The organism is Aquabacterium sp. NJ1 (assembly GCF_000768065.1).
GTDB lineage: Bacteria > Pseudomonadota > Gammaproteobacteria > Burkholderiales > Burkholderiaceae_C > Aquabacterium.
On sequence record NZ_JRKM01000001.1, the window covers coordinates 2593871 to 2606859 of the forward strand.

Below are 12989 nucleotides of genomic sequence, written 5' to 3' on the forward strand. Positions count from 1 at the left end.
CAAGAGGCCTGATCAGTGGTGCTCAGGCCTCTTGAAGTGCGGGCTCGTCCACCAGGGGCAGTGAAGCGATCCGGTTTGCGCCTTCAGCCCGCGCCAGGACAAGTTCGATGGTGTCACCCTGGCAGAAGGTGGTGACCCCGATGGACGTGCGGACCTCGATGGGCTTTGCGTCCCTGCCTTTCGCTGCCAAATCCTTTTCCGCCAACTGCGCGATCTGTTCCTGCATGCGCCCAGCCTTGACCAGGGCGCCTTCCAGTGGCGTTTTGGGCATGATCAGCATGAAGGCCTCTTCGCCGTAACGCCCCAGCACGTCCATGGCGCGCAATCTGCCGCCGAACGCCGTGGCGATGGCACGCAAGACGGCGTCACCCGCCTCGTAGCCGTGTTGCCGGTTGATCTGCCTGAACTGGTCGATGTCCAGCAAGGCGAGGCTGAACACGCCCTTGGCTCGGGCCTGGCGGTCGATTTCCCGCGACAAGGTTTCGATCAACTGCGGCCGGCTGAACAAGCCCGTGAGTGGATCGCGGTTGACCACGCCGCTGCTGGCCAGGTAGGCCACGAAAGACAAGCCGATGCGTTGCTTGCGTAAGGCCATGGCCTGGCTGAGGGCTGGGTTGGGTGCGTCTTCACCAGCGGGGTTGCTCGCTTGGGCCATCGCAACGGGTCTGGTTGGTCTTGCTGCCGTTATAGGCCAGGCCCGGCGCGCCCGGCACGACGGCCCAGCCCAAAACGTGGATTGCTACGCAGGGTTGCCCCTAGCGTGGCCCTCCCAGGGCCCTCTTGTTGCGAGGGGTAGAACAAGGGTCCCGTATTGTCAAATGCCCGGGGTCTTTTCCATTTTTGGAACCACATCGCTGGTCCAACCTGACCAAGCGCTTGTACTCATGACCGACGCCACCTCTCGCGATCAGCAGCCCGACCAGCAGCCTGCCCCAGCCGCACCGCAAACCGAGGCCCAGATCGCGGCCGGTTACGGTGAAGGCTGCATCCAGATCCTCGAAGGCCAGGAAGCCGTGCGCAAGCGCCCGGGCATGTACATCGGCGACACGTCGGACGGCACCGTTCCGCACCACCTCGCTGACAAGCAAGTGACAGTTGAACCAGTAGTTCAGCTCGTCCTCGCCTAGCTGTTCTATTGCGCTTACGACGCCAGTGGTGTCCAGATGACTGAAGGCTCGGCCCACGCCGCGCTGGAGCAGGATGCCTGGCTCGGTGGCACGGGCCCGGTGTCGAGCGACATCGCCATGCCAGGCGCATTCAGCTTCGGCCTGACGAACGATGGCGCGACAACGCTGACGGCCAGTTCAGCTGGGGCGCCGCAAGGCCCGGGTTTGAAGGGATGCCGCCGCCGCGAGATTCGTCTAAGGTTCGTCCCACGGCTATTGCACGAGGCAAGCCGATTAATATTTAAAGGGATGAATCAATGAAGAAGATTGCGGTTTCCGCCATTTGTTTGTTTGTCGGTTCGTATGCGGCTGCGGCCGATCCAACCGTATCGTCAAGTTCCGCCAAGATTTCCAATCTGAGTTATTCACTCATCGACGAGAACGTGTCCGATGGCATCAAGGCCAGCGTCAGCTTTTTGCCCAGTGACAATGCCTTTCTGGTTTCAGATTCGGATATTTACTCGCCTGTCAATGTTAAGGTCACAGATCTGACCGGTGGGTTTCTGGGATCAAAGAATGACGGCGTGGTCAATGTGCCGATCAACGACATGGTCCTGAAAAAGGCCAATACGTCCGCGAGCGTTGATGCTTCATACAAAGCGAGCCGGATCACGAACGCTTTCACGAGTCTGTCGCCGGAACAGCTGAACAGCGCGATAACCACTTCGTACTTTACACGCGCGGACAGCCCCGGCGAGATGGTCTTCAACCTGGCGCCGCATACAACCATCGTCTTCAAGGGCAATGTCGATGTGAACGCGACGATGGATGCTTCGTCCATGAAATCGGCATTGCAGCCTTTGCTCGGAAGCACCGGCAAGCTGGAGATGTTCTCCGCAGCCTCGGTGGACGTGAGGGCGTCGATTCCTCCCGGCATGGTGGGTGGGCAGTATTACAACGGCTCTTATGCCGAATATGAAAACTATATTTTTGCTTTTCAAACCATGACGGCCAGCAGTCTGAGCGCAGTTTCTTTCATGAAGGCCGATACGGATCCACATGCATTTTCGATTTACGCGACCAACAATACGGATGTTTTTCAGGAAGGGCGGCTCGAAATCAATCTGGAGGGTAGTCACAACTTCTTGCTGAATCCCCAACTGGCCACACCCGAGCCTGGCACCTACGCGATGTTCGGCCTGGGGCTGCTGGGCGTCATCGGCGCGAAACGTCGCCAGCGACGCAAGCTTGCCACTGCCCTGGCTGCTTGAGGTCCGGGTCTGGAAAGGGGGCTCGGTCTGGTGTCATTCACAGGCTAAAATCAAGAACTTAATTTGTGCAAAGTGGGCCTTGATCCGCCATGACCGACATCAACCAGACCCCCGATCCGCAGCCTGAAAAAACCAGTGCGGCACCCAGTGATGCCGGCGGCTACGGTGAAGGCAGCATCCAGATCCTCGAAGGTCTGGAAGCCGTGCGCAAGCGCCCGGGCATGTACATCGGCGACACGTCGGACGGCACCGGCCTGCACCACCTCGTGTTCGAAGTGGTGGACAACTCCATCGACGAAGCCCTGGCGGGCCATTGCGATGACATCGTTGTCACCATCCACACCGACAACTCGATCTCGGTGACCGACAACGGCCGCGGCATCCCCACCGGCGTGAAGATGGACGACAAGCACGAGCCCAAGCGCTCGGCCGCTGAAATCGCCCTGACCGAACTGCACGCGGGCGGCAAGTTCAACCAGAACAGCTACAAGGTGTCCGGCGGCCTGCACGGCGTGGGCGTGTCCTGCGTGAACGGCCTGAGCAAGTGGCTGCGCCTGACGGTGCGCCGCGAAGGCAAGGTCCACCAGATCGACTTCAAGCAGGGCGTGCCGCAAGACCGCGTGATTGAGATGCGTGACGGTGTGGCAACCAGCCCGATGCGCATCACCGGTGACACCGACAAGCGCGGTACCGAAGTGCACTTCCTGCCCGATACCGAGATCTTCAAAGAGAACAACGAGTACCACTACGACATCCTGGCCAAGCGCCTGCGCGAGCTGAGCTTCCTGAACAACGGCGTCAAGATCCGCCTGATCGACGAGCGCAACAACAAGGAAGACAACTTCGCCTACGCCGGTGGTGTCAAGGGCTTCGTGGAGTTCATCAACAAGGGCAAGACGACCCTGAACCCCAACATCTTCCATGCGCAGGGTGACAAGGTGTCCGAACAGGGCACCAACGTCGGCGTGGAAGTGGCCATGCAGTGGAACGAGAGCTACAACGAAAACGTGCTCTGCTTCACCAACAACATCCCCCAGCGGGATGGCGGCACCCACCTGACCGGCCTGCGCGCCGCGATGACCCGCGTCATCAACAAGTACATCGAAGACAACGAGCTGGCCAAGAAGGCCAAGGTCGAAGTGGCCGGTGACGACATGCGCGAAGGCCTGGCCTGCGTGGTGAGCGTGAAGGTGCCCGAGCCCAAGTTCTCCAGCCAGACCAAGGACAAGCTGGTGTCCAGCGAAGTGCGTGCGCCGGTGGAAGACATCGTCTCCCGCCTGCTGACCGACTGGCTGCTGGAGAACCCGACCGACGCCAAGATCATCTGCGGCAAGATCGTGGAAGCCGCGCGTGCCCGTGAAGCCGCCCGCAAGGCCCGCGAAATGACGCGCCGCAAAGGCGTGCTCGACGGCCTGGGCCTGCCCGGCAAGCTGGCCGACTGCCAGGAAAAAGACCCCGCCCTGTGCGAGATCTACATCGTGGAGGGTGACTCCGCCGGTGGTTCAGCCAAGCAGGGCCGCGACCGCAAGTTCCAGGCGATCCTGCCCCTGCGCGGCAAGATCCTGAACGTTGAAAAAGCCCGCTACGAAAAGCTGCTGACCAGCAATGAAATCCTCACGCTGATCACGGCCCTGGGCACCGGCATCGGCCGTGGCGCCGGTGGTGACGACTTCAACCCGGACAAGCTGCGCTACCACCGCATCATCATCATGACCGACGCCGACGTGGACGGCGCGCACATCCGCACCCTGTTGCTGACCTTTTTCTTCCGCCAGATGCCCGAGCTGTGCGAGCGCGGCCACATCTACATCGCGCAGCCACCGCTGTACAAGGTCAAACACGGCAAGCACGAGCAATACCTCAAGGACTCGCACGCGCTGGACGAGTACCTGATGAAGGTGGCCCTGGACGGCGCCGTGGTTGAACCCGGCCAAGGCAAGCCTGCCATCAGCGGCGAAGCCCTGACCGAGCTGGCCCGTGCCTACGTGACCGCCAACAGCGTGGTCGAACGCCTGGGCAACTGGATGGACATCGAAGCTCTGCGCGCGATTGCCAACGGCCTGACCCTGAACCTCGACACCCTGGGCGACGCCGAAACCAGCGCTGCCGCATTGAAGGCCGCACTGCACAACGCCGAAGTCACCGCCGAGTTCGATGCCCGCACGGACAAGCACATCCTGCGCATCAGCCGCATCTTCCACGGCAACACCAAGTACAGCATCATCAATGCCGACTTCGTGCACGGTGCCGACTACGAAGCCCTGGCCAAGGCCGGCACCACCTTCAAGGGCCTGCTGACCGACGAAGCCGTGGTGCGCCGCGGTGAAGGCGACAAGGCCAAGGACTGCAAGGTGGCCGACTTCCGCGCCGCCATGGCCTGGTTGATCCAGCAAGCCGAAAACGCCGTGGGCCGCCAGCGCTACAAGGGGCTGGGCGAGATGAACCCCGAGCAGCTGTGGGAAACCACGATGGACCCCAATGTGCGCCGCCTGCTGCGTGTGCAGATTGAAGATGCGATCGAGGCGGACCGTGTGTTCACCATGCTGATGGGTGATGAGGTGGAACCGCGTCGTGACTTCATCGAGACGAATGCGCTCAGAGCGGCGAACATCGACGTCTAATAATCCAGCGTCGAGGACGCTGCCTCCGGGTACAGATTCGGAAACAACACCCCCAAGGTGTCCAGTGGAAAGCCAATTTTCACGGGGCCCTTGGGGGTGTTGCTTTGCAGGAGGCCATCGGCCAGCAACTGGGCCAGCACCTTGCGGCCCGTGCGTTCACCCAGGCCCGTCATCTGCACAAACTCGCCACGTGTGACCGGGCCCAGCGCCATCACGTGTTGCAGCGGCAAGATGGCTTCGCTGCGGTAATCCGTCTTGCCATGCTGATGCGCCCGGATCGTGATGAGCGCTGCCATGCGGGCCTTCAACTCATCCAGATCCAGCATGCGGGTCATGAAGTCGACCTGGTCCTTGCAGACGCTGATGAAGAACTCGCACCAGGCAATCAACATGCGCTCGCTGAGGTTGCCGCGCCCGTCGTAGTCCCCATGGCGTGGCATGTCGGCCTCTGACAAGTGTCGATAGTAGTCGTCACGCTGGCGGGCCAGACCTCGGTTGACTGACCAAAGGCTCGCCGTAAGGCCTCGCAACACAGCATGTGTATGCAGGCGGCAAGCACGCCCGTTGCCATCCAGGAAGGGGTGAACCCAGGCCAGGCGGTGATGGGCACAGGCTGCCACCACAAACAGCTGATCCAGGCCCCAGGGCTTGGCGTAGCGTTCATCCGCCCGCGCCAGAAACAGCGGCAAGCTGGCATGGCTGGGGGGCTGGTGCCTGTACACAGCCACATCCTGTGTGCGCAGTTGACCGGGCAGCACCTCTACACCCTGTTCGGTGCGGCGGTCTTCGGGTGAAAGCTGCTCGTACAAGGTCTGGTGGGCCAGCACCAGGCTGCTGCTGCGCAGGGCCTGCACTTCGTCGGTGATGCTGGCCTCCAGGGCCTGTTCAGCCTGGATGTGGGCAAGGGCCAGCCGCTGCCTTCTGGCGATATCGGGCTGCCCGGAGAAATCAGCCTTGAGCGCCCGCGCAATGTGAACCGGATGGGTGCTTTGGCCCTCGATGCGGTTCGAGTAGTAGGAGTTCATGGCCCGAACCAGATGACGCAACTCACTCAGCGCAGAGGCGTGCGCTGCAGATTGCAGCCGCAGCGAGGCTTCGATCACCGGCCTGGATTGACGGGCGAGTTCATCCAGTTGCCTGGCGGGCAACAAGGGCTCGAACTGGTGGGGCTGATCGTAGGCCGTGACAAGGGTGGGTTGAACAGACATTTTGCCGATTTATTTGCAGATCAATAATCGACAAAAAACCTTTTATTGTCAACAAGTTAATGTCATGAAAGAAGCTACAAATTGATTTGTATTGCCGATCAATTTGCCGGCCATCATGCCCATGACGCCTACCCGCTATCGTTTCGGGTAGCAAGCGCGGCTCCAAGGCTTGATGACGGCCACAACCGAAGCCGCCTGGCACTCATAAATCACCAGTGTCAGCATGTGCTGTCCGCCAACCTGTATCCAGGCGCCTGAAGACTTCCTGAAACGGATCATTTTGTCGATCGGCATCCAACTGATGTCGTGATGCCGCGCTACCCTATAAAAAAATTTGTACGGTAGCGGGGAGCATGGTCGGGTGATCATCTATCAGGCGACGAAGCGCGAGTTTCTGCATCACGCGTTGAGAGACGACATCGAGGATGTTGTCTCGCGTCATTACGTGCATGCCACTGGCCACCGTGTGGGCCCGGCCGAGGTGCGCGCCTGGACGTCTTCGCTCATGCACATGGCCAAGGTCTTGCATGACGACGAGATCCCCGACGATGCGGGCGTGGCCATCGAATACCAGGTGCCCCAAACGGCCAAGCGCATCGATTTCCTGATCACCGGCCTGGATGCCGAGCGCCAGCCCAAGGTGGTGATCGTCGAGCTCAAGCAATGGTCTGAAGCGCGTGTGAGCGAGAAGGACGGCATCATCTGGGCGCGCCGTGGTGGCCGTGCTGGCGAAACCGAAGGTGCGCACCCTTCTTACCAGGCCTGGTCTTACGCAGCCTTGCTGGCCGATTTCAACGCCACCGTGCAGGACGAAGCCCTGGCCCTGCAGCCTTGCGCCTACCTGCACAACTACCCGCGCCGCGATGGCGTGATCGACCACCCGAACTACGAACGCCATCTGGAGCGTGCCCCGCTGTTCGTCAAGTCTGAACGTTCGCGTCTGCAGGCCTTCATTCGCCAGCATGTGCGCCACGGTGATGAGCGCCAGCTGCTCTACCGCATCGAACATGGCCGCATCCGGCCTTCGAAGATGCTGGCTGATGCGGTGGTGGGCTTGCTGCAAGGGCAGAGCGAGTTCGTGCTGGTGGACGACCAGAAGCTGGTGTTCGAAAGCGTGCTGGCCGCCGAGGCGAGCACACCCGCAGGCCGCAAGCAGGTGGTGATCATTCAAGGTGGCCCGGGCACTGGCAAATCCGTGGTGGCCATCAACCTGCTTGCAGCGCTGCTGGGCAAGGAAAAGAACGTGCGTTATGTGTCCAAGAACGCGGCCCCGCGCGCCGTGTTCGAAGCCAAGCTCACGGGCACGTTCAAGAAGTCTCGCATCAGCAACCTGTTCAGTGGCTCGGGCGCCTTCACGGGCACGGAACGAGACAGCTTTGATGTGCTGATCGTGGACGAGGCGCACCGGCTCAACGAGAAGTCCGGCCTGTATGGCAACCTGGGTGCCAACCAGGTCAAGGAGCTGATCAACGCGGCCCGCTGCACCGTGTTTTTCGTGGACGACGACCAGCGCGTGACCCTGGCTGACATCGGCCACACAGGTGAGCTGCGCCGCTGGGCTGCCGAGCTGGGTGCCGATGTGATCGAGATGGAACTGGCCTCGCAGTTCCGGTGCAGCGGCAGCGATGGCTACCTCGCCTGGCTGGATGACACCCTGGCCATACGCCCTACGGCCAATACCGAGCTGGATGGCCTGGGGTATGACTTCCGCGTTGTCGACACACCATCGGAACTGCACAAGCTGATCGAAGCCCGTAATCAAGGCAACGACAAGCAGGCCAACAACAAGGCCCGTGTGGTGGCTGGCTACTGCTGGGGCTGGCCCAGCAAGGACGACCCACAGGCCGATGACATCGTCATCACGCAGCCAGATGGCCAACGCTACAGCCGCCAATGGAACCTCACCAAGGACGGCAGCCTGTGGATCATGGCGCCGGAGTCTGTGCAGCAAGTGGGCTGCATCCACACCTGCCAGGGCCTGGAGGTGGACTACGTGGGCGTGATCATCGGGCCGGACCTCATCTACCGCGATGGCCAGATCCAGACCAGGCCTGAAGCCCGCGCCCGATCAGACAAGAGCATCAAAGGCCTCAAGGCCATGATGAAGGCAGACAGGCAAGGTGCACAGGCCCTGGCCGACCGCATCATCAAGAACACCTACCGCACCTTGATGACGCGGGGCATGAAGGGCTGTTATGTGCATTGCTGTGACCCGGCCTTGGCCGAGTACCTGCGTTCACGGTTGGTGCAGCCTCAAGCCCATGCGGCGGATGAAGTCATTGCGGAAACAGTTGTACCCAAGGCCGAGCAGGCACCGAAGCCCACCGCCAAGGTGCTGCCATTGCGGCGCGTGAGCGAGCAGGAACGTGCGCAAGGCGTACCTGCGGTGCCGTTGATTGATTTGAAGTTTGCAGCCGGGCACTTCTCTGAATCACAGGCACTGGAAGAAGGCGCCAGCGAATGGCTTGAACTGCCAGACTGGATTGCGCCGCAGCCAGGTTTGTTTGTGGCCCAGGTGCTGGGTGAATCCATGAACAAGCGCATCCCCAATGGGGCGTGGTGCTTGTTCCGTGCCAACTCGCAAGGCACCCGCAACGGCAAGATCGTGGTGGTGCAGCACCGCAGCATCAGCGACCCGGAGACGGGGGGCAGTTACACCATCAAGCGGTATCGCAGCGAGAAGGTGGTGGATGCGGATGGTGGTTGGCAGCACACGCGCATTGAGTTGATGCCGGAGAGCGATCAGCCGCAGTTTGAATCGATCGCGATTGAAGACGGTGATGCCGATGACCTGGCCGTGGTGGCTGAGTGGTTGATGGTGCTGGAGTAAGCAAGCATGGCTGTCGCGCTGAACAAATTGAGCCGTTGGGCTGTTGAGGCCGCAATGGACGAGTTCGTTCGAGTTGGACGAGAAGCGTTCCTGCAGAAGTACCACTTTGGCCCCGCGAGAGAGTTCTTTGTCATTCACCCTAGCACCGGGCTGCCATGCGATTCAAAAGCGGTTGTGGGTGCGGCTTACGGCCTTCAATTTACCGAGCATGGCCCTTTGCGCCCTCAAGACTTTTCGGGTGGGCAGGCCACGGTGGTCAAAGTCTTGAAGGGCTTGGGGTTTGAGTTGTCGGACGCCGAAACCACCAACGCGTCCAACAAAGAGCGAGCCTGGACACGCCATGAAAACGAACTCATCGTGGCGGACTATCTGGAGATGTTGCTCAAGGAGCTCGCTGGCCAGAAGTACAACAAGGCTGACAGAGCGCGTGCCTTGATGCCCTTGCTCAATGATCGAAGCAAAGGCTCTATCGAGTTCAAGCGGGCCAACATCAGTGCGGTGATGATCGAGTTGGGCTTTCCCTCATTGCAAGGCTATAAGCCCAGAGCGAACTTTCAGCGAGATGGCCTGGTGAACGTGGTGGCTGAGCAAGTGGAACACCTGCCCATGCTGGACAAGGCCGCAGAGCTGGCTGTGGACCGGCCTGCTGACGTGCCTGAATCCGTGGCTTACCAGGGTGTTCGTTCAGAACCGCCAAGGCGTGAGCACCGCGCAGATGAGCCTCGACCAACGTATGTCAGACGCGGCATCAAGCGAGACTACTTTGAACGCGAGGCCCGCAATCGCTCGCTCGGCTCGGCAGGCGAACGGTTCATCGTCCAGTACGAGCAATGGCGATTGGCTCAGCTTGGTGTGGGGCAACTTGCCGACCGGGTGGAGCATGTTGCAGCAACTAAGGGCGATGGCTTGGGGTATGACGTGTTGTCTTTTGAGACTGATGGGCGTGAGCGTTTCATCGAGGTCAAGACCACCGCCCATGATGCAGCTACGCCCTTCTTTGTTTCTGTGAACGAAGTGGAGTTTGCTCGGGAACGTGCGGAACAGTTCCGGCTATGCAGGCTCTATCACTTCCGCACTGCCCCTAAGTTTTTTGAGTTGAGCGGGGCCATCGAACAACATTGCCATTTGGATCCATCGACCTTCAAAGCCAGTTTTTGAAGCCCTCACAGATGGGACGCAAAGGCAAGACGAAAGGACTGCAGCAATGGGACGCAAAAGACGCGGCACTGCATTGGACGACATGTTGGACATTGCGTCGCGTCTACCTTGGTGGTTGGGTGTCGTCTTGGCGCTTGTCAGCTACGCGGCCTTGAGTTGGGTCGCCGGGCAACCTGCTGCTGCGCAAGACGCCTCTCCTGGGCATGTGCACACGCTCGTTGTGGCGACGTTGGTCAAGACCTTCGCTCAAATTGGTCAGTATCTTTTGCCGGCCGTTTTCCTGATTGGCGCGTTTGTCTCGCTGATTCGCAGCAAGAAAAATGAGCACTTGATCACCACTGCGACGGGGCATGATGGGGCTCGGGCCATTGCGGGCATGAGCTGGCGAGAGTTTGAATTGCTGATCGCCGAGGCGTTTCGTCGCCGTGGCTTCAATGTGCAGGACCGGGGAGGACAAGGGCCGGACGGCGGCGTTGATCTTGTGCTGGCCAAAGGCTCTGAACGGCATCTGGTGCAATGCAAACAATGGCGTGCCACGAAAGTCGGTGTGGCGGTCGTGCGTGAGCTCTATGGCGTCATGTCAGCAGAAGGTGCAGCAGGTGGTTTTGTGGTGACCAGTGGCGCCTTCACACCAGACGCTGTTGAATTTGCGCGGGGGCGCAACATTCAACTGCTGGATGGCACTCAGCTTATCCAGTTGTTGGAAACGGGGAAACAAGCGCCTGCATCAACAAGACCAGCGCCAGCCCCGATCAAGCGAGATGAGCAAAACCGCCTCGTGCCCACCTGCCCCAAGTGTCACGCGGAGATGAAACTGAGACAAGCGCGCAAAGGGCCCCAAGCTGGCAATCAATTCTGGGGATGTACGCGCTTTCCAGATTGCCGTGGCACCTTGCCGTTTGAGCAGCATTAACGGCGTGTGCCTGGCCGCGTCTCCAGCCTCCCCTCACGGACTGCTGATCAACTCCGTGGTGTTGCGATTGTTCCCCTGCCCCCCAAACGCCAGGCAACAGGCGCGTGGTCATGCATGAAGTCCATCGACCAGACCTGATTTTTCTTTCGCCCATTCAGCTGAAGAAAAAATGGCCAACTTGTAGCCTTCTGAAGAAAAGGTGGCTCTGCTGAAGATTTTTCCGCTGAAGGCGGCTTGAATCGCTGTGACTGAAGGTCTTGTTTGCCCTGTTCTGAAGAAAAAGTCGTCCAAACAGGTAAAACTGAAGATAATTCCTGTTCGCTGAGGATTTTTCTGCCAAAAGGGCCTTTCTGAAATGAATGTGATTGGCTACGCCTGGATCCAGCATCACGTGGGCGCCCCCGACTTCCTGGGGCCCCAACAGGCGCGTCTGGCCCCAGTCAGCCGCATGGAGCGCCTGCCAGAAGGCGCGCTGCTGGTGCCACACAAGCTGGTACCAGCGCCAGACCTGCTGCAGCACGCCTTGTTTGCCATCAAGCACGAAGGCGTCCGCCTGAACCTGCTGACTGCTGCCTTGCGGCGCATCGCGCCTGCGCAGTTGGTCGAGGCCTTCAGGGCGGCGCCCAACGGCGTGTACGTGCGCAAGCTGTGCCACCTGTGGGAGGCTCTGCACCAGCAGCGTTTGCCTCAGTTGGGTGATCCGGGCGTCACGGCCCGCTATGTGCCCTTGTTCGACCCTGCCGATCACGTCGTGGGCGAGGGGCATCGTGATGCCCGATGGCGCGTGATCTTCAACGGCCTGGGCGACATGACTTTCTGCCCCGAGGTGCGCAGGACACCCGCGCTGATGGCGCTGATCGAGCGAGACATCCTGGGGCAGGCTCAGGCGTTTGCGGCTTCGGTGGGTGACGCCATGCTGGAGCGTGCCTTGAACTGGGCATACCTGAGCGAAACCGAAGGCTCGTTCGCCATCGAAGGCGAGGCGCCGACTCACGACAAGGCCACCTTGTTTGCTGCGCTGCTGCGCCGCGCCCATGAGCCGCGCCCGCTGACCGAAGAGCTGTTGGTGGAGCTGCAGAACGCGGCCATCTCCAACCCGTTTGACAAGGCCGTCCAGTTCCGCACCGAACAAAACCGATTGCAGCGGGACGTGCCTGGCCCGACGGGGGTGACCTACGTGCCCCCGGCACCTGAGCTGGCCGTTCAGCTGATGAACGGCCTCATGAGGCTGGCCAACCAGCGATCAGACCATGTGGATGCCCTGGTGCATGCCGCCGTGGTGTCGTTTGCGTTCGTGTTCATCCACCCTTTCATGGATGGCAACGGGCGCTTGTCGCGCTACCTGATCCACCATTGCCTGGGGCAATCGGGCCGCTTGCCGCCGCAGTTCTTGTTGCCCATCTCGGTGGCCATGAAGCGCCACGAGGCCGAGTACCTCAAGGCGCTGACGGCCTTCAGCAAACCCGCAAGGCAGCTGTGCCATGTGACCTGGGCTGGCGACGAGCACTACCGCTACGACTGGGCGGCAGAGGCCGACACCTGGTTCCGCCACATGGACCTGACCGAGGCGGCGACTTTCACCCTGGCCATGGCCCAAGCCTCACTGGACACGCACATGCGCCAGGAGGTCGCCTTCCTGGGTTTGTTCGACCGGGTCAAGCGCCACATCAACGAGCGCCATGATTTGCGCGGCAGTGACCTTGCCAACCTGATCGTGACCATTTTCCAGAACGGCGGCACGTTGTCCAACAACCGGCGCAAGCGCTATGCCGACCGCGTGCAGGCGCATGTGCTGGATGCGATTGAAGAGGCCGTCAGCCGGGCCATGCAAGGCCAGCCGCTGGACGACGCGAACGACGAACCCGAAGAACATTGAGCGATC

General features: G+C 60.6%; 10 protein-coding genes and 1 pseudogene. 8 read left to right on the top strand and 3 right to left on the bottom strand.

Annotated elements, in window-relative coordinates:
* Nucleotides 1–22: 22 nt before the first annotated feature.
* A complete protein-coding gene (locus JY96_RS11110; protein ID WP_052162416.1) occupies nucleotides 23–655 on the bottom strand; it encodes a GGDEF domain-containing protein in 633 nt (210 codons plus the stop codon).
* A gap of 229 nt (nucleotides 656–884) precedes the next feature.
* On the opposite strand from JY96_RS11110, the pseudogene JY96_RS11115 reads away from it, so the two are divergent.
* The 4 genes and pseudogenes from JY96_RS11115 to gyrB all read left to right on the top strand — a co-directional run.
* Nucleotides 885–1076, top strand: a pseudogene (locus JY96_RS11115) (hypothetical protein); the annotation flags it as partial.
* A gap of 87 nt (nucleotides 1077–1163) precedes the next feature.
* Complete coding sequence (locus tag JY96_RS11120; RefSeq protein WP_035037407.1) at nucleotides 1164–1427, top strand: hypothetical protein; 264 nt, start codon at nucleotides 1164–1166, stop codon at nucleotides 1425–1427.
* Complete coding sequence (locus tag JY96_RS11125; RefSeq protein ID WP_035037409.1) at nucleotides 1424–2377, top strand: PEP-CTERM sorting domain-containing protein; 954 nt, start codon at nucleotides 1424–1426, stop codon at nucleotides 2375–2377. The genes JY96_RS11120 and JY96_RS11125 overlap by 4 nt, the downstream gene beginning before the upstream one ends.
* 89 nt (nucleotides 2378–2466) lie before the next feature.
* Nucleotides 2467–4998, top strand: a complete 2532-nt coding sequence (gyrB, locus tag JY96_RS11130; RefSeq protein WP_035037412.1) for a DNA topoisomerase (ATP-hydrolyzing) subunit B — start codon at nucleotides 2467–2469, stop codon at nucleotides 4996–4998.
* Here gyrB and JY96_RS11135 read toward each other — a convergent pair.
* A complete protein-coding gene (locus JY96_RS11135; RefSeq protein ID WP_035037414.1) occupies nucleotides 4995–6206 on the bottom strand; it encodes a Fic family protein in 1212 nt (403 codons plus the stop codon). The two genes, gyrB and JY96_RS11135, sit on opposite strands and share 4 nt — an antisense overlap.
* Before the next feature lie 361 nt (nucleotides 6207–6567).
* On the opposite strand from JY96_RS11135, the gene JY96_RS11140 reads away from it, so the two are divergent.
* The 3 genes from JY96_RS11140 (at nucleotide 6568) to JY96_RS11150 (ending at nucleotide 11107) form a co-directional block, all read left to right on the top strand.
* Nucleotides 6568–9036 (top strand): DNA/RNA helicase domain-containing protein, encoded by a 2469-nt coding sequence (locus JY96_RS11140; RefSeq protein ID WP_035037417.1) that lies wholly within the window; start codon nucleotides 6568–6570, stop codon nucleotides 9034–9036.
* Between the two features lie 6 nt (nucleotides 9037–9042).
* On the top strand, nucleotides 9043–10194 hold the full coding sequence (locus tag JY96_RS11145) for a DUF3883 domain-containing protein (protein WP_235333904.1): 1152 nt from the start codon (nucleotides 9043–9045) through the stop codon (nucleotides 10192–10194).
* Between the two features lie 82 nt (nucleotides 10195–10276).
* Nucleotides 10277–11107, top strand: coding sequence for a restriction endonuclease (locus JY96_RS11150; protein WP_052162417.1), 831 nt, complete (start codon nucleotides 10277–10279; stop codon nucleotides 11105–11107).
* Nucleotides 11108–11215: 108 nt separating this feature from the next.
* Here the strand turns inward: JY96_RS11150 and JY96_RS23175 are convergent, their stop codons facing one another.
* Complete coding sequence (locus JY96_RS23175; RefSeq protein ID WP_152606459.1) at nucleotides 11216–11398, bottom strand: hypothetical protein; 183 nt, start codon at nucleotides 11396–11398, stop codon at nucleotides 11216–11218.
* Between the two features lie 64 nt (nucleotides 11399–11462).
* On the opposite strand from JY96_RS23175, the gene JY96_RS11155 reads away from it, so the two are divergent.
* Nucleotides 11463–12983, top strand: a complete 1521-nt coding sequence (locus JY96_RS11155; RefSeq protein WP_035037423.1) for a Fic family protein — start codon at nucleotides 11463–11465, stop codon at nucleotides 12981–12983.
* Nucleotides 12984–12989: the final 6 nt, after the last annotated feature.